Annotated in this window: 23 protein-coding genes; 10 read left to right on the forward strand and 13 right to left on the reverse strand. The window is 32.9% G+C overall.

The window, feature by feature from the left end:
- Positions 1–9 precede the first annotated feature (9 nt).
- From N7277_RS00975 to ygiD, 4 genes are all read left to right on the forward strand, one after another.
- Positions 10–1,266, forward strand: a complete 1,257-nt coding sequence (locus N7277_RS00975; protein ID WP_274779921.1) for a putative DNA modification/repair radical SAM protein — start codon at positions 10–12, stop codon at positions 1,264–1,266.
- A 15-nt stretch (positions 1,267–1,281) separates the two neighbouring features.
- A complete protein-coding gene (locus tag N7277_RS00980) occupies positions 1,282–2,046 on the forward strand; it encodes a TIGR03915 family putative DNA repair protein (protein ID WP_274779922.1) in 765 nt (254 codons plus the stop codon).
- Positions 2,047–2,173: 127 nt separating this feature from the next.
- Positions 2,174–2,683, forward strand: coding sequence for a YceI family protein (locus N7277_RS00985; protein ID WP_274779923.1), 510 nt, complete (start codon positions 2,174–2,176; stop codon positions 2,681–2,683).
- A 63-nt stretch (positions 2,684–2,746) separates the two neighbouring features.
- Positions 2,747–3,574 carry a 4,5-DOPA-extradiol-dioxygenase gene (gene ygiD / locus N7277_RS00990; RefSeq protein WP_274779924.1) on the forward strand — a complete coding sequence of 276 codons (828 nt, stop codon included), beginning with the start codon at positions 2,747–2,749 and terminating at the stop codon, positions 3,572–3,574.
- A gap of 67 nt (positions 3,575–3,641) precedes the next feature.
- Here ygiD and hutH read toward each other — a convergent pair whose 3' ends face one another.
- The 9 genes from hutH to folE all read right to left on the reverse strand — a co-directional run bounded on the left by hutH (position 3,642) and on the right by folE (position 17,327).
- On the reverse strand, positions 3,642–5,135 hold the full coding sequence (gene hutH, locus N7277_RS00995; RefSeq protein ID WP_274779925.1) for a histidine ammonia-lyase: 1,494 nt from the start codon (positions 5,133–5,135) through the stop codon (positions 3,642–3,644).
- A gap of 71 nt (positions 5,136–5,206) precedes the next feature.
- Positions 5,207–7,132: a transglutaminase gene (locus tag N7277_RS01000; protein WP_274779926.1), complete on the reverse strand. Its 1,926-nt coding sequence runs from the start codon at positions 7,130–7,132 to the stop codon at positions 5,207–5,209.
- A 3-nt stretch (positions 7,133–7,135) separates the two neighbouring features.
- The gene (locus N7277_RS01005; RefSeq protein WP_274779927.1) at positions 7,136–9,022 is read right to left on the reverse strand and encodes a DUF3857 domain-containing protein; all 1,887 of its coding nucleotides are present in this window, start codon (positions 9,020–9,022) and stop codon (positions 7,136–7,138) included.
- Positions 9,023–9,156: 134 nt separating this feature from the next.
- Positions 9,157–9,600, reverse strand: coding sequence for a hypothetical protein (locus N7277_RS01010; RefSeq protein ID WP_274779928.1), 444 nt, complete (start codon positions 9,598–9,600; stop codon positions 9,157–9,159).
- Between the two features lie 89 nt (positions 9,601–9,689).
- On the reverse strand, positions 9,690–10,670 hold the full coding sequence (locus tag N7277_RS01015) for a glycosyltransferase family protein (protein WP_274779929.1): 981 nt from the start codon (positions 10,668–10,670) through the stop codon (positions 9,690–9,692).
- A gap of 259 nt (positions 10,671–10,929) precedes the next feature.
- Positions 10,930–11,853, reverse strand: coding sequence for a hypothetical protein (locus N7277_RS01020; RefSeq protein ID WP_274779930.1), 924 nt, complete (start codon positions 11,851–11,853; stop codon positions 10,930–10,932).
- Positions 11,854–12,063: 210 nt separating this feature from the next.
- Positions 12,064–14,715 (reverse strand): 4-alpha-glucanotransferase, encoded by a 2,652-nt coding sequence (locus N7277_RS01025; RefSeq protein WP_274779931.1) that lies wholly within the window; start codon positions 14,713–14,715, stop codon positions 12,064–12,066.
- A 310-nt stretch (positions 14,716–15,025) separates the two neighbouring features.
- Entirely contained in the window at positions 15,026–16,498 is a 1,473-nt protein-coding gene (cysS, locus tag N7277_RS01030; RefSeq protein WP_274779932.1) for a cysteine--tRNA ligase, read from the reverse strand.
- 163 nt (positions 16,499–16,661) lie between these two features.
- On the reverse strand, positions 16,662–17,327 hold the full coding sequence (folE, locus tag N7277_RS01035; protein ID WP_274779933.1) for a GTP cyclohydrolase I FolE: 666 nt from the start codon (positions 17,325–17,327) through the stop codon (positions 16,662–16,664).
- Between the two features lie 171 nt (positions 17,328–17,498).
- Here folE and N7277_RS01040 point away from each other — a divergent pair, with 171 nt between their 5' ends.
- From N7277_RS01040 to pyk, 5 genes are read left to right on the forward strand one after another with little or no spacing between them, the layout of a single operon-like run.
- Positions 17,499–17,738: an acyl carrier protein gene (locus tag N7277_RS01040; protein ID WP_069800766.1), complete on the forward strand. Its 240-nt coding sequence runs from the start codon at positions 17,499–17,501 to the stop codon at positions 17,736–17,738.
- A 26-nt stretch (positions 17,739–17,764) separates the two neighbouring features.
- A complete protein-coding gene (gene fabF / locus N7277_RS01045; RefSeq protein ID WP_274779934.1) occupies positions 17,765–19,012 on the forward strand; it encodes a beta-ketoacyl-ACP synthase II in 1,248 nt (415 codons plus the stop codon).
- Positions 19,012–19,779, forward strand: coding sequence for a ribonuclease III (gene rnc, locus N7277_RS01050; RefSeq protein WP_274779935.1), 768 nt, complete (start codon positions 19,012–19,014; stop codon positions 19,777–19,779). Before fabF ends, rnc begins: the two co-directional genes overlap by 1 nt.
- Positions 19,754–20,209 (forward strand): IPExxxVDY family protein, encoded by a 456-nt coding sequence (locus N7277_RS01055; RefSeq protein WP_274779936.1) that lies wholly within the window; start codon positions 19,754–19,756, stop codon positions 20,207–20,209. The genes rnc and N7277_RS01055 overlap by 26 nt, the downstream gene beginning before the upstream one ends.
- Positions 20,202–21,638, forward strand: coding sequence for a pyruvate kinase (gene pyk / locus N7277_RS01060; RefSeq protein WP_274779937.1), 1,437 nt, complete (start codon positions 20,202–20,204; stop codon positions 21,636–21,638). Before N7277_RS01055 ends, pyk begins: the two co-directional genes overlap by 8 nt.
- A 42-nt stretch (positions 21,639–21,680) precedes the next feature.
- Here pyk and N7277_RS01065 read toward each other — a convergent pair whose 3' ends face one another.
- On the reverse strand, positions 21,681–22,976 hold the full coding sequence (locus tag N7277_RS01065; protein WP_274779938.1) for an NAD-dependent succinate-semialdehyde dehydrogenase: 1,296 nt from the start codon (positions 22,974–22,976) through the stop codon (positions 21,681–21,683).
- Between the two features lie 18 nt (positions 22,977–22,994).
- Here N7277_RS01065 and N7277_RS01070 point away from each other — a divergent pair, with 18 nt between their 5' ends.
- Positions 22,995–23,216, forward strand: a complete 222-nt coding sequence (locus tag N7277_RS01070) for a hypothetical protein (protein ID WP_274779939.1) — start codon at positions 22,995–22,997, stop codon at positions 23,214–23,216.
- On the opposite strand, the gene hutG is transcribed toward N7277_RS01070, so the two are convergent.
- From hutG to hutI, 3 genes are all read right to left on the reverse strand, one after another.
- Positions 23,213–24,130 carry a formimidoylglutamase gene (gene hutG / locus N7277_RS01075; RefSeq protein ID WP_274780781.1) on the reverse strand — a complete coding sequence of 306 codons (918 nt, stop codon included), beginning with the start codon at positions 24,128–24,130 and terminating at the stop codon, positions 23,213–23,215. The genes N7277_RS01070 and hutG overlap by 4 nt on opposite strands.
- Positions 24,130–24,330, reverse strand: coding sequence for a hypothetical protein (locus N7277_RS01080; protein ID WP_274779940.1), 201 nt, complete (start codon positions 24,328–24,330; stop codon positions 24,130–24,132). The genes hutG and N7277_RS01080 overlap by 1 nt, the downstream gene beginning before the upstream one ends.
- Positions 24,331–24,701: 371 nt before the next feature.
- Positions 24,702–25,928: an imidazolonepropionase gene (gene hutI, locus N7277_RS01085; RefSeq protein ID WP_274779941.1), complete on the reverse strand. Its 1,227-nt coding sequence runs from the start codon at positions 25,926–25,928 to the stop codon at positions 24,702–24,704.
- Positions 25,929–25,998: the final 70 nt, after the last annotated feature.

Here is a 25,998-nt window from a genome sequence, read left to right on the forward strand (position 1 = left end):
AAGAAGATTATGAATTTAGACAGAATAAAAGAAAAATTAGAAATCCTTGCAGACGCCGCTAAATACGACGTTTCCTGCTCTTCGAGTGGTGGAAATCGTAAAAACAAAGGCGGATTAGGCAATAGTCATACTGCGGGAATTTGTCACTCCTTTACAGAAGATGGCAGATGTATTTCTTTGCTCAAAATTCTCTTAACCAATCATTGCATTTACGACTGTTTATATTGCGTTTCCAGAAAATCAAACGACATAAAACGGGCTGCTTTCACGGTAGAAGAAGTGGTAGACCTCACGATGAATTTCTACCGCAGAAATTATATTGAGGGCTTATTTTTAAGTTCTGGAATTTTTAAAAATGCAGATTTCACTATGGAACGATTGGTGAGAATTGCCCAAAAATTGAGAGAAGAACATAACTTCAATGGCTACATTCACCTAAAAACCATTCCTGGAGCAAGTGATGAACTAATTAGAGAAGCGGGTTTATACGCAGACAGACTTTCCATCAATTTGGAAATTCCTACAGAATCTGGTTTAAAACTTCTCGCTCCCGAAAAATCTCATCAAGACATGATAAAACCGATGGGTTTTATTAAAAATGCTTTAACGGTTTATCAAGAAGAAAGAAAAATTTTTAGAAAAGTTCCCAAATTCGCTCCAGCTGGTCAATCTACCCAAATGATTGTGGGTGCAACCAACGAAACTGACCTGAAAATCATTCATGTAGCCAAACATTTTTATCAAAATTACAACATGAAACGGGTGTATTATTCTGGTTACGTTCCTGTTTTAGAAGATAAAAATTTACCTTCCATTCATGCTCAAGTTCCGATGCAAAGGGAAAACCGGCTGTATCAAGCAGATTGGCTGATGCGTTTTTATGGTTTTGATGCCAATGAAATTTTAGATAAAAATCATCCGTTTCTAGATTTAGAAGTAGACCCAAAATTAGCTTGGGCACTTAGAAACAGAGAAAAGTTCCCAGTAAATATCAATACTGCACCGAAAGAAATGCTACTAAGGATTCCTGGAGTGGGTGTAACTTCTGTAAATAAAATTCTGATGGCGAGAAAATTTCAGAAATTGAATTTAGAACACCTCAAAAAAATGGGCGTTGCAATCAACAGAGCCAAATACTTTATAGAATTTGAAAGTCAAAATATTTTCAGCCGATTAATTGATGAGCAAAATTTCAGACAAATCATTGTAAATGGCATGAAATCTAAATGGCAAAATCCGTTTTCGGAGCAGTTAAGTTTGTTTTAATTGATTTCGATTGAAATGACTACATTAATATATGATTCCACTTTTGAAGGATTAATGACCGCTGTATTTGAAGTTTTCGAGTACAAATATGATACTGTGGAAATTGTTGCTCAACAAAATTACAGTCAAGAAAATTTCTTCGCAGAAACACATGAGGTGATTACTGATTTTACCAAATCTGACCGAGTTCTGAAAAAATTGGAAGAAAACCTAGGAAAGCAAGGCATTTCTCAACTCATGATGGTTTATTTGTCGGAGAGAAAAGACTTGGAACGATTAATTTTGAGTGTAATTCGACACTCCATAAAACATCCAAAACAAAATATTTTACAAGATTTTGGGAATGAAGATATTTTAGAAATTTCTAAAATATGCAGAAGCGTGAGCAGAGAACGACACAGAATGCTGGCTTTTGTACGTTTTGAATTATTACAAGACGAAGTTTATTTTGCCAAAATAGAACCTGATTTTAATGTTTTACCACTTATCAGAAAACATTTTAAAGAAAGATACGCTGACCAAAAATGGATGATTTTCGATTTGAAAAGGCATTATGGAATTTTTTACGATTTAAAAGAAGTTCATTTTTTCACGACTGATTCTTCTCAAATGCAAAATTTCAGAAACTCTGAGCAGTTCCATCACGATGAAGAGAAAAAATACCAAAAACTTTGGCAACGTTACTTTGTAAAAACTGGAATTCCTGAACGAAAAAACATGAAACTTCATATTCAGTGGGTTCCGAAACGCTATTGGAAATATCTGACGGAGAAGTTTTAATTCTTAAAAAAAACAGAAACCGTCTTGCTCTAATAAAAAAAAATCATTTCTTAACTTACATCAATGCATCTAGGTTTAAGTACATCGTACATTTGCACCATAATAATTAACTAAAATACAAAATATTATGGCAACAAAATGGAACTTAGACACTACACACAGTGAAATCACTTTCAAAGTAAGACACATGATGATTTCTAACGTAAAAGGAGCGTTTAACACTTTTACTGCAGAAGTAGAAGCAGAAGATGATACTTTTAAGAATGCAAAAGTAAGCGCAACCATCCAAACAGATTCTATTGACACAAATAATGATGACAGAGACGCTCACTTAAAAAGCGCAGACTTTTTCAATGCTGAGCAAAACCCAACGATTACTTTTGAAAGTTCTTCTTTAGCAGATGATGTAACAGGACATTTGACCATCAATGGTGTAACTAAGCCTGTACAATTAGAAGTTGAATTTGGTGGAATCAACCAAGACCCTTGGGGAAACACTAAAGCTGGATTTACTTTTGAAGGAAAAATCAAAAGAAGTGATTTCGGTCTAAACTGGAATGCAGCCTTAGAAACCGGCGGTGTTTTAGTAAGCGATGATGTAAAAATCGCTGGAGAATTACAATTTGTAAAAGGATAAAAAACAAACGATGAAAGATGCAGAATGTTTTTTCAATATTCTGCATCATTTTTTTTAATCAAAATGAACATCAACGTATTAGAATACATTTCTGAACAATTGCCAAAAAGCGAGAAAATGCCAGTTCTATTTTTAGGACATGGCTCGCCAATGAATGCAATAGAAGAAAACCAATTTGTAAGAGGTTTTAGAGAAATTTCTAAGAAAATTCCTACTCCTAATGCTATTTTGTGTATTTCTGCGCATTGGTACACCAAAGGGACCTATGTAACTTCGGGAGAAATTCAGAAAACGATTCATGATTTTTATGGATTCCCGCAAGAACTTTTCGAGGTAGAATATCCCGCAAAAGGAAATCCTGAATTAGCCAAAGAAACCGCAGAACTTTTGGCACCAACTTCTGTAATAGAAACCGATAGTTGGGGACTGGATCATGGAGCGTGGAGTGTGATTAAACACTTATATCCTTCTGCGAACATTCCTGTGATTCAGATGAGTATAGATTACACTCAGCCTGCTCAATATCATTTTGATTTGGCTAAAAAATTACAAAAATTAAGAGAAAAAGGAATTCTGATTATCGGAAGCGGAAACGTAGTTCATAACCTAAGAATGATTGACTGGAAAAACATCAATACCATTGGTGCTGGTTGGGACTGGGCAATAGAAGCTAGAGCTAAAACGAATGAATGGATTCTTGATGGAAATTTTCAGAATTTAATTCATTTTGAAAAACAAGGTGCAGCTTTACAAAATGCAATTCCTACTCCTGATCATTATTTACCCCTAATTTACACACTTGGTTTGAAAGAAAAAAGCGACAACATATCACTTTTTAACGACGAACTCATCGGTGGAAGTCTAAGCATGACGAGTGTTTACATAGACTAAAACGACTTGAGTAAAATAAAAAAAACCGCCAAAGTTAAGTTTGGCGGTTTTTTATTTTAATAGCGATTTAAACCTCCACTTTAAATACTCTATTTTTAACCATTTCTGCAATGGTGAGAATGTCTTCGCCGATTAATCGGTCATCTTCTAGTTTTCTTACTTTTTGGCGGATGATTTCGTAGTTTTCTTCGATGATTTTAGAAGATTTCAGCGGTCTGCGGAATTCTAAACCTTGCGCCGCAAACATAAGTTCTATCGCTAAAATATTTTCTAAATTCCCTAAAACTTGATTGAATTTTCTACCCGAAATACTTCCCATAGAAACGTGGTCTTCTTGACCTAAACTCGTAGGAACAGAATCTGCCGAAGCTGGGAAACAAAGCGTTTTGTTCTCGGTAACCAATGCGGCTGTAGTATATTGCGGAATCATGAATCCTGAATTAAGACCAGAACTTTCGATGAGTAATTTTGGCAAACCATATTTCCCTTCGAGTAAAAGATAACTTCTTCTATCAGAAATATTTCCTAATTCTGCTGCAGCTAAAGTGGCATAATCAATGGGTAAGGCCATTAATTGACCATGAAAATTCCCTCCAGAAATCGCTTCTTCATCAGAAATTACGATAGGATTATCGGTTACAGAATTCAGTTCTGTTTCTGCCATTTGTTTTAGATGTTCATAAGCATTTCTACTCGCACCGTGAACTTGCGGAACGCAGCGCATAGAATATGGGTCTTGAACTCTTCCACAATTTTCGTGGTATTCTAAATTTTCAGAATTTTTAAGCAGTTTGGTCATTCTTTTTGCGACCAATTGACTGCCTTTATACGCTCTAATTTCGTGCAATTCTTTCTTAAAAGGACTTGCAGAACCTTGATACGCTTCTATCGAAAATGCAGCAGCTACATCTGCTAAATCTAATAAATATTTGAATTTATCTAATCCTAAAATTGCATGTGCCAGAATAAATTGAGTTCCATTGATTAATGCTAAACCTTCTTTAGCTTGTAATTTTAGAGGTTGTAATTGATGTTTTTCTAAAACTTGGGCAGTTTGTACTATATTTTCGCCTTCCCAAACTTTTCCTAAACCCAAAAGTGGTAAAACCAAATGAGAAAGCGGTGCTAAATCTCCACTTGCGCCAACTGATCCTTGCTCTGGAACTACAGGAATAATATCTTTTTCTAGCATAAGCATCAATCGTTCTACAACGTCTAAAGAAATCCCCGAATACCCTTTTGACAAGGCGTGAATTTTACACACCATCATGATTTTTGAGAGTTCTTTAGCAATCGGTTTTCCTACCCCTACTGAATGCGAAATGATAAGATTTTCTTGTAACTGTGCAGTTTCTTCTTCGGAAATTTTTACATCACAGAGCGGACCAAAACCGGTATTAATTCCATAAACGGTTTTATCTGATTTTACAATCTTTTGTACATTTTGGTAAGAATTCTGAATTTGGTTTTTTGACTGTTTATCCAAATTTGCTATTTGCTTACCATTAATGATATTGATAACATCTTGGTAAGTAAAGTGGTCTACTCCGTAAATTAACATTTTAAAATATTTTGCCTAAAATTACACAAATCATCGCAAAGAAAAAAGCGAGAAAAAATCTCGCTTTTTGTTTATTTTTTTACCAGCGTTACTAGCTGACCTTCGAGTTGTGTAATACCATCAAAAATCTGCTTAAATGCTGGGTAATATTCTCTCGGGAAGTTATCAGAATCTATTTTCACAGAGGTTTCTACGGTGATTTTATTTCCTTCTGTACTTACTACATAAGAATAAACAATTCCATCATCTTCCGTCTTAAATTTTTTAGACTTCGGTAGATTTTCAAACTTATAGTTATCCGGGATTGTAATTACCACTTTTTTTACCGTTTCGTAAGGAGAAACGAATTCTATAGGATATTTTCTTGATTCAGTTTGATTAAACTCATGATTTTGTCTGTATAAAAAAAGTAATGGGTTAAAAATTAATTTACCTCCTACACCATCTACAAAACCGTCTGAATTAAAATCAAAACTAGTTTGAAACTCATTATCATTTACTACTTCTGATTTGTAATTATTGAAAGTAAAAGTGTACTTATTTTTATATTTTTTCTCGTAATCTTGTTTATTGTCTAAATATTCGTCATAAGACAGAATAGCAAAAGTTTTAGTATCTCTGTCTTTGAACTTTCCTTCAAAAGTATTATCATTATTGAGTTTAGCTTCTACATCTAAATAGGTTTTACTCTCAATAAAATTATTAATCTGTAGAATTTCCGTTTTTTTCTCTTTTAAAAGAATTGCGTTATAATTGTAAGCTCTCGGAGGCAATAGATTGGGTAAAGAAAACTTAGAAGTCGCATCATATAAATAGTAACTTCCGTTATCTTCTAGACACGCTACTACATAATTAGGTGCACCAATAGTGGGAAAAGAGATGTTTAGAAACCCTCTATTCACAGTATTCATTATCATCGGGCTTACGTTAAGACCAGCTTCTCTCATCAGCATAATGAGATATAGATTAATCTCTGCACTATTCCCGATTTTAGTATCTAACAAACTCTTAATTCCATTTTCTGTAAATAGTCCTGTATTTCCGTTCCAAGTGTAGCTAGTTTGCACGAATTTTAAAATTTTATTGGCTTTTTCTTTGGGTAAGGTCATACTCAAAATATCTTGTGAAAGAACATTTCTCGCCAATGATTTTTTGCCTAATTGTACTCCAAAATCATCATATTCTTTTAATTTATCTCTAATATCATCCCAGCTGGTAGCATAAGATTTAAAGATATTATTAAAATTGGTAGAATTAAGCTCTGGTCTTACACTTGTGATGTAATTTCTTTCATTTTTTATGAAATTTTCTGCTTTAAACGGCTGCACATTTTCGAAGCCTAATCTTAGAGAGTAATAGTCTTCTCCGTACATAATTTCTACCTTATCTTGCTTATATTTTGGTATTAATCCTCCTTGAAAATTATAATTATATCCTAAATACCTCGGAAAATCAAAAATATATTCCTCATATATAACAGGTATATCAAACTCTAAATAAGTTTTATCTAACATCTGTAAAAAAGGAGAATTTACTTGATACTGATATTCTATAATAGAACCATCTTTCACATTGGGAAAAGTAAATTTCTGAAGGAATAAATTTTTCTGTTCTTTTGATTTAAATTTAGCATCTTTTTCAACTTTAGAAGTGATTACTTTATCATTTTCGATGTTATAAGTATATGCTTTAAGACCAGAAACGGTTTCTTTTTCTCCACTGTATTCATAAAGAGGAACTTCTACATCTAGATATTTAGAGGCTTTATCTTTATTATAGATTTTAATTCTCCCAAAAACTTTAGTTTCTAATTGACCATTAGAAATAACATGACTCACTGAACTATAAAGAATTTCTGCTGGAGCATCTTCTTTGATGGTAGATTTGACCTTAGAAAGGTCATTTTTATTAAATTCTGGATATTTCAAAAACTTGTGCTGAGAAAACACAAACATTGAAATAAAAAATAAAAAAATGGTTAAAAATTTAGTTTTCATGAATTAGATTTTAGTTAAAAGAATTTTTGTATTATCGTGATTATTGGTTTTTTTTCTGAATTCTATATATTCTTTGTATTTTTCTTTAGGATAAATGTTTTTCTGAATGGTGATTTTTCTTTGGGTGACTAATTTGCCATTTTCCAATGAAAAACTAATAGAATAGCTTCCAAATTCTGAATTGAGAGATACAGATTTTGGGATTTCAGCTAATTTATAACCTTCAGGAATCTCTAGTGAAAAATTGTAAGTATCTTGATAAGGAAAATATACTTCTAATGGCAGTTTTCTATCTTCGTGACCGGTAGTTTGCAATAGGTCTAGAAATGGCATTGCTCTTAAAATAACGTCATTCCCTATCTTTTTAGAATAATTTTTGGCTTGGAGCTTTAATTCATAATTTACCAATGCTTCATCTCTATTATTGGTAATATTATTAGCTTCTAGGTTTTCCAGATTGAGGTAATAAAATCTTTCTTTAATAGCTTCTTTTACCTCATCTTTATTTAAAGTGGTAAGTGGCAATTGAAAATCATATTGTGCCCCAGAATATCTAAATTTAGCATCTATGTGAATGCTATTATCTGGACTTAATTTCACATGAGCATTTAGAATTTCGCTACTCTCTTCTGGCTTGTAAGAAGGCGTATTGATTAATTTGATTTCATTTTCAGAAATTGCCATCACGTTTCTATTGAGAGAAGTGTAATTCAAGTGATTAAAAGCAATTTCCTGCGATGTATTTTCTAGCCAAATATTCCCTTTTTCTGTAGGAATCATCAGAATGGCGTGATTACCAAACATTTTAGGAAAATCTTCGGAAAATTTTATGGGTGAGCGATCATCTGTGATAATACAATAATAAGATTTAATTCCTGCAGCCTGTAAAAGCGTTCTCATGTAATTCGTCAAAGCTTTACAATCACCATAACCTTTTTTTCTAACATCTTCTACCAACATAGGTTTCCAACCACCTATTCCTATTGCTACCAAAACATATCTGGTTTTACTCTGCATGTATTGATAGAGTTTTTTTACTTTGTCATGGGTACTTCCTGTTAAATTAAGTGCTGCTACTTCTGCTTGCAGTGCTGGTGTAACTTCAGAAACAGGCTGAATGAGGCTTTGGTAATACCAGCTTCCAAATTCATTCCATTGGGTAAGATTTCCTTGTTTACCTTCTAATGAAAATTTATCCAAAGAAAACTCTGCTTTTGGTAAAAAATCTATTAAACTTGGTGAGCGTGGTTCATCTTCTACTGCAGGAACATTAGAAAAACTATAAAAATATTTTTGTCCATTTTCAGAAAACGTAATCTTTGCAAAATCTGCCTCATGAACTTTGGTTCTTAGTCTAATACCAGATTTATTATTAATGACTAAACTCGTTTTTTCTGTAGAAACATTATACCCTTCAATGGGGAAAAAATCTGGCAGAAACACTGTATTTCTTGTTTCTGTGGTGTACGAATACTGTAAAGAATATGGGTAGCTAACAGACATATATTTCAGAAAAAGAATTCTGTTATCATCATAAAATGAAAAACTTGGGCTATGACTTGCATCGGTAAAATCACTTTTAGAATATTTTTTGATTACCTTTCCATTTTCGTCTAAAACCGCCACTTTTATATTACTTACAGATACACTTTTATCGTAAGGAATACTGATACTCGAGAAATCTTCTCCAGATTTATTAAGAATAGTAATGGTTTTACTGAAGGTTTGCACCATATTATCTATGGCATTAATATCAATAGAGGTCTCATCATTTCTTACAACAGCATTGGCTTTATGAAGTAAATTTTCTGGAATCGCTGAAACAGCAAAATTTTGAGAAAAATGTAAAGAACTGAAAATAAACAAGAAAATAGATAAAAATTTGCTCATATAATGGTTTTATAGTTTTTCGCTAAATTTATAAAAAAAGTTTTATCAAGCAAAGCTTTCTTACCTTGATATAAATCACAAAAAAAGCGAAAAAAAATCTCGCTTGTAATATTAAAAATATGAAAGAAAATTAATTATTGAGGTGAATTTTGTGGTTTCATTCCGCCTTTTCTCATAGCTTTATTTCTCCATGCATCTCTCTGTTTTTGCATGTTATCTAATCTTTGTTTTTGCCATTTATCATACTGCTCTGGCGAAAGTATTTTTTTCATTTCTGCTTCGTTAGCATCTTTTTTGGCTTGCATTTCTTGAAGTCGTTGCTTTCTCATTTCTTCCATTTTTGCTCTATTCGCTTCTCTTTCTGCATTATTTTTTTCTTGCAAACTTTTTATTTGTTCTACTTGCTTTTTAGAAAGATTAAGTTCTGCAGTCATCTTTTCTAAATTAGCTTGTTGTCTTTCTTTCGCTTTTTGAACCATTTCTGCTTTTTTAGCTTCTCGTTGTTCAGGAGTAAGTTTCTGTCCGAACATAAACACAGCACCGAAAATAGCTGCACTTAAAATTATTTTTTTAGTCATTTTTTTTTAATTATTTGGTTAACTGTCTTTTTGATAGTAAAACAAAACAAAGGTTAAATTCCCAAAAGCTAAAATTTCGTTAAAATAGTTTAACCGTATTTTTCGATAAGGTTTTTAATGACGATTTCTGTCTCATCAGGAAAATCTACTTGAATAGGCTCTGCATTTCTGAGCCAATAATCTAATTTTTGGTCAAATTCTTTTTCATTCCAAATCACAGTTACTCCCATTCTTTCGGCAGCCAAAGCATTGCACTGCTGTTCGTACTGATGAAACATGGGAACACACAAAAGCTTTTTTCCCAAAAATAAAGCTTCAGCAGGTCCTTCGAAGCCTCCCCCGGTTAATAGACCTTCGGATTTTGCTAAAGATTGATTAAATTTTTCATTATTCACCTTGTAAACCTCCACATTATCATGTATGTAATCAGTTCGTGTATGTTTAGAAAAAACTTGAAATTTTTGGTCTGGATGTTTTGATAATTTTTTCAAAATAAACTTATCTGAATACGCAGGTAGATAAACTGTGTAATGTCCTAAATATTCTGGGTTTAAATTTCTGATTTCCGAACGGATTACTGGAGTTCTAATAAAATTATCATATCGCTGAAAATGAAAACCCACTTTATAAGTAGCTGGCGCATAATTTTTGAGAATAATTGCACCCAGATGAATTCCAGAAATAATAGGTGTTTTAGGAGAAAGAAATGCAGACTGATGACTTAGCGCAACCGATTTTTTACCTCTTAGTTTACAAGCCCAAGCGGTAACGGGTTCAAAATCATTAATCACCAAATCATAATCTTTCACAGGGAGATTTCTAATATCTTTTATTAATTGTGAAAAATCTGCTTTTCGGAAACTGCTTTTGTAATTTATTCCACCGTTTGTTCCGAAATCAAACCCGAAACCTTTGAATTGATATTTTATTTCTTTATCTAAATTCACATCTGCTTGTGTTCCGCTGATGAGAATATCTAGTTCACCATATTTTTTGAGGATGGGAATTATTTCTCTAGCCCTAGAAACATGTCCATTCCCCGTTCCTTGAATCGAATACAAAATTTTCATAACCACTAAGTTAGAAGAAATAATTACTCAAAATTCAAGTTTAAATAAATTTAACATTAGAATAAAAAAAGCGGAGATAATTCCCGCTTTTTCTGTGAATGTAAAAAATTAATTTGATATGAAGAGTTACCTCCATTTATGTTATATCAAATCTCGTGCCTAAACAATTGTTTAGCTTTTTTTTGTAAAAAAATGAGGAACAAGTGAATTGTTCCCCATTTTAAAAATCAAAGTATTTAGTATGTAAAGTATGATGTTTCTATCTAAATCCTCCACCTCTGTTTCCGTTTCCTCTTCCATTTCCATTTCCATTCCCAGTAGAACGACTTTCTGAAGCTTTATTTTCTTGACCTCTGAAACCACCACTTCTTACGGCGTCATTTCCTCTGTTTTGGTTTTCATTTCTTTGAGGTGAAGCACTTCTGAAGCCATCATTTCTAGATGGTTGTTGATTTTGGTTTCCGTAATTTCTGTCATTATCATTTCTAGAATCTGAACTCCTAAAACCACCGTTATCTCTAGGTCTTTCTGCAGATGAACCTGATCTAAAACCTGAATTTTCTCGAGATTTTTCGAAGTTTCTATTGTCATTATACGATCTATCATTATTTCTGAAACCACCTGTTCTGTAAGCATCATTTTTAAAAGTTCTTACATCTAAATTTCTATATCTAGGCGTAACATAAACTGTTGGTCTATAATGTTTTACTCTATAATTTTGATAATAAACGATTGGATTATAATTGCGATAATATCTTTGATAATACACTACGTAAATTCTAGGACCTAGAATTCTTTCTAATGCAATAAATCTGTCATAGTACCATCTGTTAGGATTATATCTGTAATATCTGTGCCAGTTTCCGTAACTAGAGAAACGTGAGTTTAAAATTCTTATTTCTCTGATTTGATAAGGAGAAAGCCTGAATTCTACAAAAAATCTATCCCAATTGATGCTAATAATCGTGTTCCTATAATCATTATAATATCCTCTATATAAATCATTGGTATAATAATCATTAGGATATTCATAATAATATTCGTCTGGATAATTGTAATCATCATAATAATATTCTTGGCCATAATTGTTGCCATAATCATCATTAGGATAATATTGTGCGTATGAAATTCCTGTAACTGATAAAGCAGAGACGAGGAATAATTTTGTGAATATGGATTTCATCTTCTTAATTATTAAAGGTTCTATTAAGCATTATTAAAAATACGTGCCAAACTTTTTATTTTTTGATAACGATTGAAGCATATTTTTTCGAAAATGTAGAATTCAAGCCATATTTAATAACTAAAAATTTGATGTAGAAAAATAAAAAAAGTTAAAATCTAAACTCGATTTTAACTTTTTTATTGTGTAACTAAGTAATTTTAATCTCAATTATTGTCTGTTTGATTCACTAACAAACTGTGCAATTTTATCATTAAAATGTTCTTTTTGTAATAAATCTTCTAGTGCGATATGCATTCTGTATCTCCAATAATGAGGGAAAACCGCTGGATTATTGATTCTCTCGTCATCAGCATAAGGATTTACAATTTCATAATCTGTAGCAAAATACTCTTGAATTGGGAAAATCGCTAACATCGCTTGAGAATGTAAATGCTGTTTCATAATAATCTCTGCCAATTCTGGAAAAAGTTCCGAAGGTGCAGTTCCGTATTGATTAAGCTGATTATTATAGTAATTCTGTGTAAGTTCTCTGTTTTCTTTCCACCATTGTCTTAGTGTAGAACTGTCGTGAGAAGAAGCCGTAACTACGTTCATATAACCTGCATTTTGAGGGTTATAATATGGAACATCTTCTTTTGGCGAACGCTGAACTTTTAATGCTGTAATTCCTAAAGCATCCATCACACCAGGAACACAATCTGGAACCAAACCTAAATCTTCACCACAAATTAACATATCTGTTGCTGAAAGCAGCATTGGTAATTTTTCCATGGCTTTTTCATGCCAAAGTCCATCTTGTCTTCTGAAGAAATAATCGATATATACTTCATGCAACGCATTCTTTTCCCAATCAGAAAGATGTTGATATGAAGATGTTTTTTGAATATTAAATCTTGGGTGATAAACAATGTCTTCACCATTATTTTCGGTTAAGAATAACACATTCGCAGCAAGTGAAATCATTTTTTCTTCCATCCAATCTCTTGGATGAGTTTTAAAATAATCTACTAATTTTCTTTGCGAATCATATTCTGATTTAAAATGATACACTCCATTTTCTTGATACAAGAAATGTTCTGCAATCACCTCTTTTTCGTATCCGAAATTATCCCAAAGAATTTGGTCATTGATAAAAGGTCTGCAATATCTATCATAATTAAATGGAATATGTCTTGCCGAAAATTCTAGCAAAGTCACAGGAACCGCAGGATAAAAATACCCTAAAATTCCTTGTGTAGCAGACATTGGCATTCTCCAAATTCTGAAAAATCCTAGAATATGGTCTATTCTCATTGCATCAAAATAGCGCGCAATTACGTTAAAGCGTTTTTTCCACCAATCGTAATTGTTTTCTTTCATCACTTCCCAGTTATAAGTTGGGAATTCCCAGTTTTGACCTAAATCAGAGAATTCATCAGGTGGTGCTCCTGCTTGAAAATCCATTCCGAAAAGTTCTGGCTCTGTCCACGCATCGGCAGAAAATCTGTAAATACCGATTGGCAAATCTCCTTTCAGAGAAATTCCTAAACAGTGAGTATAATCTACAGCATCTTTTAACTGTAAATGCAACTGGTATTGCACCCAAGAATGAAGCATTACGCTTTCAAATTCGGCATGTTTTGCATCAAAAAACTGAGAAATTTTTCCTGCAACATATTTTTTATGCGTTTTCCAATTGTTAAAATTAGGCGTATTATTTTTGTCTCTTAAAACACAAAAGGCTGCATAAGGTTTCAGCCAATCTGCATTTTCTTTCAAGAATTTCAAGAAATCTTTGTCTTTAAGAATTTCAGATTTATTTTCTTCAAAAACAGCTTTGATGAATTTCCATTTCCCTGAAATCATTTGTTCATAATCCACAAATTTCTCAGCATTTAATTCATCTTTTCTGTGCTTATATTCTACTTTTAAATTTTCTGGAATTGAATACTGCAGATTTTCTAAACTCAAATACTGTGGATGCAATGCATACACCGAAATCGCCGCATAAGGATAAGAATCCGTCCAACTGTAATTAGCGGTAGTATCATTAATCGGCAAAATCTGAATGATAGAAAGATGGGTTTTATGTGCCCAATCTGCTAATTTTTTAATATCGGTAAATTCCCCAACTCCAAAACCGCTTTCGCTTCTTAAACTGAAAACAGGAATAGCAACTCCAGCTGCTTTGTAGAGCTGTTCGGCATTAAATCTGAAATAATGATCTGCATGAATTTGTAAAACTTCTGCATCTTGATTTGGGAAAGCTAATCTATTTTCGCCGTATTCTACTGCAATGATTTCACCTTTTTTCTCATCGAAAATTCCATATTTATACTGTACAAATTCTTTTTGTTTTTTTAAATCTACCGCCAATTCCCAAACGCCAACAGAAGTTTGAGCCATTTTTGGAGCGTCAGCATAACTCCAATTCCCTAAAGCTTCATTATTTCCTAAAATCACGATTTTCCAATCAGGCGAATACAGCGGAGCTTCTATTCTGAAATGATGCGTATGTTTTTTAAGAATTGTAACTTTCTCTGCTTTGAAATCTCCTAATTTATTTTGAAGAATCTTATTATTGAGATAGTTTTCGGGGAAATTTTTATTGTTCCAGACATCATAAATATTATACTCTTGGAAATTATTCACAAAATTCAATCTGTGATGGCAAATCTCCTCGTTAATGATTTGATTATTAGCATCTAGAACCAAATATTTGTATTCTATAGATTTAGAGAAAAAATCGATTTCGCCCTTCCAATTTCTATTATCAGAGAAATGAAGGTCATGTGTTTTCACATTTTTCCCTTCAGAAACTTGAATGGCTAACCTCTGCCCAAACTCAGTTCCATAATTAATAGTGAAATATAATTTCATTTTTTTCGTTTTTCAACTCACGAATTTACAAAAATATATATGCTCTAGAAAAAATTAATTATATGATTTTTAATTTGTTTCTGATTATTTATGTCTTTAAATAAAGGGATTTAATGTCTCCTGATGACATAATAATATCTAGTAAAGTATATAAAAAATCAAGTATTTTAAAAAATTTTATTCTGCTGTAAATTTGTCATTTTTAGTAAAAAGTATTCTAATTTTATAAACAGGAGTTTCTTTTCAAGAAAACAAAAACCCTTTCTGCATTTAGAATACAAAAAGGGTATATTATAAAAAATTGATTTTTTTAATTTAAAACGTAAGAAGTTCCTTCTCTTCCGTCTTTCAGTTCTATGCCTTGTTCTAATAACTTATCACGAATTTGGTCAGAAAGTTCAAAATTTTTGGCTTTTCTGGCTTGATTTCTTAGTTCTATAAGCACTTGTAATGTTTGGTCTAATTTCGAATTGTTATTTTCTTCAATATTTTGTAAACCTAGAACATCAAATACAAAAGCATTCATCAAGGTTTTTAATTCTTCTAAATCTTCTGCAGTAATGTTTTCTTTGCCATCTTTCAGTTTAAAAATAAAACTTACCGCTTCAAAAAGATGAGAAATTAAAATTGGCGAATTGAAATCATCATTCAAAGCATCATAGCATTTCTGTTTCCATTCTTTCAAATCAAAACTGGATTGTTCTTTATTTTTAGAATTTGATTCTTGATTCATCAAAATTTTCACTGCTTCCATTAAACGTTGGAAACCTTTTTCTGAAGCCAACATCGCTTCGTTTGAAATATCAAGAACGCTTCTGTAATGTGCTTGTAAAAAATTAAAACGAACTACGCTTGGATGAAACGGTTTTTCAAAAAAATCATTTTCACCAGAAATCAATTGCTGCGGAAGAATGTAGTTTCCTGTAGATTTACTCATTCTTTGTCCGTTCATGGTCAGCATATTCGCATGCATCCAATATTTCACTGGCGAAACACCGTTGCAACCTTTTCCTTGTGCAATTTCGCATTCGTGGTGCGGAAATTTAAGATCTATTCCACCTCCGTGAATATCAAATTGTTCACCTAAATACTTGGTAGACATCGCGGTACATTCAAGATGCCAACCTGGGAAACCTTCTCCCCAAGGTGAAATCCATTTCATAATATGTTCTGGACTGGCTTTTTTCCAAAGGGCAAAATCCTGTGGATTTTTCTTTTCGTTTTGTCCGTCTAAATCGCGGGTATTGGCAAAAAGTTCGTCTATATTTCTCTTTGAAAGTTCACCATAATTTCCACCTTTTTCGTTGTAAGCACGAACATCAAAATAAACAGAACCGTTGCTTTCATAAGCCAAACCTTTTTCGATTAAATCTTTGGTCAATTCTATTTGTTCGATGATGTGACCAGTTGCAGTTGGCTCAATCGTTGGAGGCAAAAGATTAAATTTTTCTAAAACTTTATGAAAATCTACGGTGTATTTCTGTACAATTTCCATAGGTTCTAGTTTTTCTAGACGAGACTGCTTCACGAAACGGTCGTTATTTACATCTCCATCGTCTGTTAAATGCCCTGCATCTGTAATATTTCTTACATAACGAACATCATAACCCAAATGTTTCAAACTTCTATAAATAAAGTCGAAATTCATAAAAGTTCTCACATTTCCTAAGTGCACATTGCTGTAAACGGTAGGTCCACAAACGTACATTCCTACTTTGTTACCGTTAATAGGTGTGAAAATTTCTTTTTCCGCAGAAAGCGAATTGTATATTTTAAGTTGCATTATTTTATAATTAAGATTTAAAAATTAAAGAATTAAGATTTTATTTTATAAAAATCAGCAACAACAAATAATTGTAGTTGTAAAAATCTGGTGTGATATTTTTTTAAATCTGGTCATAATTAATTATTTGAAGTTTAGATCAAAATAAATTTTCCAATTGAAATTAATCAAACTTCGCATGACTTCCTACGTAATGTAAGAATTCTTGTCTTGTAATAGGATTGGTTCTGAATATTCCGCTTAATTCTGCGGTAATCGTAGAACTTGCAGTGTCTTTTATTCCTCTGCAATTTACGCAAAGGTGTTTAGCATCTATAATACAAGCTACATCTTTCGTTCCGAGTGCTTCTTTCAGCGCATCTACAATCTGCATCGTTAATCTTTCCTGCACTTGCGGACGTTTTGCGTAATAATCTACAATTCTATTGATTTTAGAAAGCCCAATTACGTCTCCGTTTGAAATATAAGCAACGTGCGCTTTGCCAATAATGGGTAAAAAATGATGCTCACAGAAAGAATACACGGTAATATCTTTCTCTACCAGCATTTGTCTATACTTATATTTATTACTGAAAGTAGAAATTCCTGGTTTGTTTTCTGGCAAAAGTCCACCAAAGATTTCGTTTACATACATCTTAGCAACACGTTTTGGTGAATCTTTAAGGGAATCATCGGTCATATCAAGACCCAAAGTGTGCATAATCTCTGCAAACTTTTCTTCTATAATTTTTATTTTTTCTTCTGGAGTCTTTACGAAAGCATCCTCACGAAGCGGAGTATGGTCTTTGCCTGTAAAAACATCATCATCGTTTTCAAAAAAGTTACTCATAGTCTGAAATAATGTCACAAAATTAAGAATTAATCTCTAAATCGTATTACTAAAATATTATTAGACTGATTTACAATAATTTAAAATCAAAATATATGAAAAAAATTTGTATTGGCACAGAATTTTATATATTTGCACTTGAATTAACAAAAATTTTTAAAACAAATTGCTATGTCAGACATTACATCAAGAGTAAAAGCTATCATCGCAGATAAGCTAGACGTGGAAGAAACAGAAGTAACTCCTGAAGCAAGCTTCACTAATGATTTAGGTGCAGATTCTTTAGATACTGTAGAATTAATTATGGAATTTGAAAAAGAATTCAACATTCAGATTCCTGATGATCAGGCAGAAAAAATCACTACTGTAGGTCACGCAATCGCTTATATTGAAGAAGTTATCAAACAATAATTTTTATTACAAAAATTAACAAAACTATGGAATTGAAGAGAGTTGTAGTAACAGGATTTGGTGCAATTACACCAATTGGTAATAATGCTCAAGAGTATTGGGAAAACCTTGTAAAAGGTGTAAGTGGCGCTGCTCCTATCACTCTCTTCGATTCCACTAACTTCAAAACAAAATTTGCTTGTGAGGTTAAAAACTTCAATCCTTTAGATAATTTCGAGAAAAAGGAAGCAAAAAAAATGGACCGAAACACTCAACTCGGTGTGGTGGCAGCTCGCGAAGCTGTATCACATTCTAGAATTATCGAAGATCAAGTAGATAAAAACAGAGTGGGTGTAATCTGGGGCTCAGGAATTGGAGGTTTAGAAACTTTCGAAACCGAAGTTCTAGGCTGGGCAAAATCTGAAGGAATACCTAGATTTAATCCTTTCTTCATACCAAAAATGATTGCGGATATTACTCCGGGTCATGTTTCTATGGAATACGGTTTTCATGGACCTAATTACACTACAGTTTCTGCATGTGCATCTTCTACAAATGCATTGATAGATGCTAAAATGCTTCTCCAATTAGGAAAAGCAGATGTAATAGTATGTGGAGGTTCAGAAGCTGCTGTTACCGCATCTGGAATGGGAGGATTTAATTCTATGATGGCTCTTTCTACAAGAAATGATGATTATAAAACTGCTTCTAGACCATTTGACAAAGACAGAGATGGATTTGTACTAGGAGAAGGTGCAGGTTGTATCATCCTTGAAGAGTATGAACATGCTAAAAAACGTGGCGCTACCATTTATGCAGAACTTGCAGGTGGTGGTTTAAGTGCAGATGCATATCATATGACTGCACCTCATCCAGAAGGATTAGGCGCTTATCTGGTTATGAAAAATTGTTTAGAAGACGCTGGTGTAACTCCAGATGAAGTAGACCATATCAATATGCATGGTACCTCTACTCCATTAGGAGACATTGCCGAATCTAATGCAATTGTTAAACTTTTAGGCGAACATGCATATGATATTCAAATAAACTCTACTAAATCTATGACTGGCCACCTTCTAGGTGCAGCTGGTGTAATAGAAGCTATAGCAGCGTTAGGAACTATTTTACATGGTATTGTTCCTCCTACCATTAACCATTTTACTGATGACGAAAACATAGACAGCAGATTAGATTTTACATTTAATCATGCCGTAAAAAAAGATGTAAAAATAGCCATGAGTAACACCTTTGGTTTCGGAGGTCACAATGCTTGCGTTCTATTCAAGAAATTATAATGGGCTTAAAAAATTCATTACAAAAATTTCTACTTAAAAGACCTTTCAAAAAAAAGACTGAAAAAGAAAAGCTACTTTCTGCCAGAGTTAGTAAAATAATTGGGCAGAATGTGAAAAATCTTGATTATTATCATGAAGCTTTTTCTCTGAAAATTACTAATAAAACGTCTGGAACTAAAAACTACGAAAGATTAGAATTTTTAGGAGATGCAGTCTTAGGAAGCATTATATCCTGCTACCTTTATAAAAATTACCCCGATGCCAATGAAGGATTTCTTACCCAAATGAAATCAAAAATTGTCAATCGAAAAAACCTTAACTCTCTAGGCGAAAAACTGAAGCTTACAGATTTTATTCAAAATGGTGGCAATGGTAATTTAGGTGAAAACATTTCGGGGAATCTTTTCGAAGCCTTTATTGGTGCACTTTATTTAGACACCAATTATGAAACTTGCGAAAAAATTGTTTTAGAAAAATTGTTTACAGATAAACATATCGAAAAACTAGAAAACAAAATCGTAAGCTACAAAGGATTATTGCTAGAATGGAGCCAAAAGAAAAAGGTGACTATAAAGTATGAAATCACCGAAGAAACTTTGCCCAATAAGAACCTTCTATTTAAGAGTTGTATCTACTTAAATAATGTAAAAATCTCTTCTGCCACAGAAACTTCTAAGAAAAAAGCAGAAGAAAAAGCAGCACAAAGAGCGTTTTATTCCTTAAATAAAAAAGAAAACATTGTTGAAAAACAAAAAAATATTTCTTGACCTAGAAGATGACGAACCAATGGACATTGGTTTAGTAAGATTGGCTAAAAAATTACCCGATCACGAAATATTTTTCGAAATTAATAAAATAAATTCCTTTCAATTCGTAAGAACAGACGACTTAAAAATTAAACAGTTTTGTTTTACAAAATTCGAAGGATATCACAAAGAAACTAAAAATTGCTATTCTATAGTATCTAACAAATCAGCACCATTACGAAAAAAAACAGACAACGAACTCTTTGCCCAGACTGAAGAAATAAAATTTCTGATGCCTAAAAATAAAGATGTAGACTACATTATTTATGCAAAGGATAGTTTTAAAGATTTTTCACTAATTTTGCTGCCAGAAAACATCATGTTTCAAATACAAGATTTTTCTTTACAACCCAATAGCGAACTATACAAGCTAATAAATTATTATGAATAAGAGAGCGAAAAAAACCAAAGTAATCGCAACATTAGGACCTGCTTCTTCTACGAAAGAAATCATGCTAGAACTGGTAAAAGCTGGAGCCGATGTTTTTAGAATAAATTTTTCTCATGCCGATTACGAACTGGTTAAGAGAAATGTAGACATTATTAGAGAAATCAATCAAGAATACGGTTATAACATCTCTATTTTAGGAGATTTACAAGGTCCTAAATTAAGAGTAGGCGTGGTAAAAGAAGGTTCTTTCCTTAATTCAGGAGACGTACTTACCTTTACCAATGAACCTTGCGAAGGAGATTCTACCAAAGTATTCATGACTTATGAAAAATTCCCGCAAGATGTAAAAGTTGGAGAAAGAATTCTTATTGACGACGGAAAATTAGTTTTCGAAGTCATCGAAACCAACCAAAAAGATACGGTAAAAGCAAAAACGATTCAAGGTGGACCATTAAGCTCTAAAAAAGGAGTGAATTTGCCAAACACTAATGTTTCTCTTCCTGCTTTGACAGAAAAAGACATCGAAGATGCTAAATTCATGATTGAAAATGAATTCGACTGGATTGCGCTTTCGTTTGTTCGTCATGCTCAAGACATCATCGATTTAAAGAAATTAATTCAGGCGCATTCTGATTTCAAAATTCCAATTATTGCAAAAATTGAAAAACCAGAAGGGGTAAAAAATATTGACGAAATTCTTCTAGAATGTGACGGATTAATGGTTGCACGTGGAGATTTAGGAGTAGAAGTTCCTATGGAAGAAGTTCCTGTCATTCAGAAAAAATTAGTAGACAAAGCCAGATATTACTCTAAACCAGTAATTATCGCTACACAAATGATGGAAACCATGATTAGTAGCCTTACTCCAACTAGAGCCGAAGTAAATGACGTGGCAAATAATGTATTAGACGGTGCTGATGCGGTGATGCTTTCTGGCGAAACTTCTGTAGGAAAATATCCGGTAGATGTAGTTAAAAACATCACGAAGATTATTAAGAATATAGAATCTACTAATCTTTACGAAAAGAAAAATGATATTATAGAAAAAATAACTTGTGTAGACGACCGTTTCGTAACAGATATGGTTTGTCTAAATGCAGTTAAAATTGCAGAAACCACTGGTGCAGCAGCTATTATTACGCTTACTCACTCTGGTTATACTGCTTTCCAAATTTCTGCACACAGACCTACTTCTAGAATTATCGTTTTCAGTTCAAACAGAAGAGTTCTTACCATGCTTAACCTTTTATGGGGAGTAAGAGCGTTCTACTATGATATGAACAAATCTACAGACGAAACGGTAATCCAAGTAAACATGTTGACACACCATTACGGCTATGTAGAAAAAGGAGATTTCGTAGTAAATCTTAATGCAATGCCAGTTTATGAAGGTGGAAAAACCAATACACTCAGATTAACAACTATATAAAATGAAAGCTCCAAATTTTGGAGCTTTTTTTTATTTACACTTCTAAAACTTACCGATAATGGTTTTGGGAGCGGTAAATTCTTTAAGTGCATAAAGAGACAATTCTACTCCATATCCAGAATTTTTTCTTCCACCAAAAGGTAATCTTACGTCGGAACGAAAAATTTGATTAACTGCCACACTTCCGCTTTCTAAATTATCAGCAAAGAACAAAGCTCTTTCTCTATTTGAGGTGAAAACAGCGTTTCCTAATCCAAACATTGTATTATTGGCAATTTGCAGAGCTTCTTCATCACTTTTCACTTTAAAAACCATTGCCAATGGACCAAATAATTCTTCCTGAGCAATGGGATTTTCGGGATTCATTTCTAAAATCCCAGGTTTAAAAGCCATATTTCCTGTAGATTCTAACTCTAAAATAGCTTTAGCTCCGTTTTTAAGGGCTGTTTGATATTGTTTATCTAAATCTGTAGCTAAATCTTCTCTCGCCATCCATCCTAGTTTTGTTTCTTCATTCATAGGATTTTCTGGTTGGTATTTTTTATACTCTTCGATAAAATTTTCTACAAAATCTTGATATATTTTTTCGTGAATAATAAATCTTTTCCCTGCCACACAAGTCTGTCCGTTATTCTGTAATCTTGCTGAAGCACCATATTTAGCTGCTTTTTGTACATCTGCGTCATCACAAACTATAAAAGCATCACTTCCACCTAATTCCATCACACATTTTTTTAAATTTTTCCCTGCGGTTTCGGCAATTTTTCTTCCTGCAGCTTCGCTACCTGTGAGAGAAACTCCTCTGATAATAGGATGAGCAATCATTTCTTCTACTTGCGCATGAGAAACCTTTAAAAAAGTAAAAATGCCTTTTGGGAAACCTGCTTTTTCAAAAATTTCTTGCATGGTTTCACCAGATTTCTCACAAATAGAAGCGTGTTTCAACACAATTACATTTCCCGCTAAAATAGTAGGAACTGCAAATCTAATCGCTTGCCAAAAAGGAAAATTCCATGGCATAACTCCCAAAATAACACCCAAAGGTTCGTGATGGATTTCGGAAATTTGAAATTCTGTTTCTACTTGTTCTGTTTTCAGTACATTTTCTGCGGCAGCATAATAATCACATAACGCCGCACATTTTTCTATTTCTGAAATGGATTGCGAAATAGGTTTATTCATTTCTTGGGTAATGATTGTCGCAAACTCTTGTTTTCTATTATTCAGAATTTCAGATAGTTGAGTAAAATATTTTTGTCTTTCTTCAAACGGAATTTTTCTCCATCTTTGGAAAGCGTCTTGAGAATTTTGTAAGGTATTTTGAAGGAACTGTTCCATAATTTTTGATTAAAAAAAGTGTACAAAGATACTGTACTAAAGCCTAAACGTGGTTTTGCCAAAGATAAAAATTTTAAATGCTTATCATTTAAAAAAGTGAAAATAAAACCGAAACTAATTTCAAGCCCTGATTGCAGTGGAAATCCTTTTATGTTGGCTGAGCTTGTTGAAGCCATAAAAAAGATTGTAATGAAAAGCAGGACTGAAAGTGAAAGAAAACAGAAAATGTATTGCTTCTAAATCATAAACCACTCATTTACCAAACTGGCAGCCAATCTGGCGGTTCTTTCGGCAATGTCAAAATCTGGATTTACCTCAGCAACATCTAGCGCGACCAATTTTTCTGACTTCAAAATATGTCTGTAAAAATGTAGAAAAGTAGCATCTGCAAAAATACCGTTGTACGCAGCAGCCGAAACTCCAGGCGCAATAGAAGCGTTGAAAACATCCATACAAATGGTGAGGTACAATTGGTCTACCGAGGAAATGAGTTCGTCTATTTGCTGATAGATTTTGGGAAGATTTTCGAAGAAAATTTCGTCAGCCAAAATATATTTCATCCCGAATTGATGGGCTGTATCAAACAACTTCAAGGTATTAGAATTTTTCTGAATTCCTATGTGCAATGAATGGATTTCTCCTTCTTGGGCAATTTGCCAAAAACCCGTTCCTGAGCTTGCTCCTACTCCATTTTCGGGTTCTCTGTTATCAAAATGTGCATCTAGATTTATGATTCCTATTTTCTGATGAGGAAATGCTTTTTTAATGCCAGAATAATGCGCAAAAGTCACTTCGTGACCGCCACCTAAAACAATAGATTTTGCTTTTTTAACTAAAACTTGAGAAACTTTTTCAGCAAGATTTTCTTGAGTTTTTTCTAAATTTTGGTCTTCACAAGTTATATTTCCAAAATCCAATAATTTAAAATCTGGAGAAACTACAGGAAAATTGCTCATGTTTTTTCGGATGATGTCTGGAGCTTTGGCAGCGCCAATTCTTCCTTTATTTCTTCTAACGCCTTCATCTACCGCAAAACCATGCAAAACGAAATTATTAGGTGAAATATTTTCATAGTTCTCCGATACTTTTACTAGTTGAAATATTCTGTGATGAAGCGGAGAATCTCCGTCGTTTCTGCCTTGCCAATTTACCATTATTCTTGTTGAATCCAATTAAATTTATTTTTATTAAAATATATAACTCCCCCTCCACTACTTTCTAATTGATGAATAAAAACTGCATTATTAGGTAAAGTTACTTTTGGCAGTTTATCAATGATGCTATCTTCAGTGATGATTTCTCCTTCATCATTTACATTATTCCAAAAAACCTCTCCTTTTTTACTCCAATCCAATTTAGGTCATCAAATCCTTGTTCTAAAACATCTTTTCCTGCACCTAAAACTTCTTTTTTACCATTGGCAAAATGAAACTTCAAACCAAATCTTCCATTCTTAATGTTTTTAACGATAATAACACTGTCTCTTTTGCCATCGCCATCAAAATCTGAAACTAAAAAATTTGGTTTATGTTTTTTTGAATAAATAAAGTCTGATTTTTCTTTTGTGGATGTTTTAAGCGAATCAACTATAGCTTTTTTTGAAATTTCTGTATCAATATGAACAGCAGATTCCTCTTTCCTTGAACAAGAAAAAATAAGTATAGAAATTAATAAATATTTTATATTTTTTCATTTTCAAATTCTCAAAATTACCTCATCCCTAAATTAAATTTTCTCTCCATCAATATAAACTTCACTTGCCAACAAACTTCCTTGGTTATACAAAATATTTTGGAAATTATCGGTTTCAAAAACTACGAAATCAGCTTTCATTCCCTTTTTCAGAATTCCTCTATCAGTTAAATTTAATGCTTTAGCAGCACGGAAGGTAATTCCTGCCAAAACCTCGGCAGTGCTTAACTTCTGAAAAGTGGCTAAAATGGACGCTTGGGCAATGAGATTTCCCATCGGTGCAGAACCTGGATTCCAATCACTTGCAATAGCGAGAATTCCGTTGTGATCTAAAATTTTTCTAGCAGGCGTAAAAGGTTCTCCCAAACCTAAACTTGCACCCGGAAGTGCCACTGCAACGGTTTCTGAATTGGCTAAATATTCTATATCTTCGTCTATCGTAGCTTCTAAATGGTCAGCTGAAACTGCACCAACCTCAACTGCAATTCTGGAACTTCCTGCAGTGAATTGGTCTGCGTGAACCGTAATTTCAAAACCTAATGTTTTTGCTTTTTCTAAAAATTTTCGGCTTTCTTCTGGTTGGAATGCAGATTTCTCAATGAAAATATCTACTCTTTTCGCTAAATTTTCTTCTTTTACTTTTGGTAAAATTTCATCTACAATATATTGTAAGTATTCTTCATTATTCCCTTCAAAATCTCTTGGTTTTAAATGGGCAGAAAGACAAGTTGAGACTAAAGTTGCTTTGGTTTTAGTTTGTGCTTGTTGAATCACACGAAGCATTTTCAGTTCGCTTTCCACATTCAATCCGTAGCCAGATTTAATTTCGATGGTGGTAATTCCCAATGAGATTAATCGATTTATTCTTTCTAAAAGCGTTTCTAAAAGTTCTTTTTCGGAAGCATTTCTGGTATGCTGAACCGAACTCCAAATTCCACCTCCTTTTTCTGCAATTTCTAAGTAAGTTTTTCCTGCATTACGCATCGCAAAATCATTAGCTCTATTTCCTCCAAAACAAATATGAGTGTGACAATCTACAAAAGCAGGAAGGCAGATTTTATCCTTTTCTATTGTCTCAACCTCTATATTGGCGTAGTTTGATTTTAAACTTTCAAAATCATCAATTGCTTCAATTTTATGGTCAGAATTAATTAAAATTCCACCATTTTTGATTATTTCTAATTCTTCATCAGAGATTTTCCCTCTTAATGGAAGATGATTAAGGGTAAGAATTTGCTTGAAAGGACCGATTAGTTTCATAGTTGTAAATTTAAAAAATTTAACCACAGAGAGACAAAGTTTTTCCACGATAACCTGTAATTTGATTAAA

The organism is Cloacibacterium sp. TD35 (genome assembly GCF_028864635.1).
Classification (GTDB): Bacteria; Bacteroidota; Bacteroidia; order Flavobacteriales; family Weeksellaceae; genus Cloacibacterium.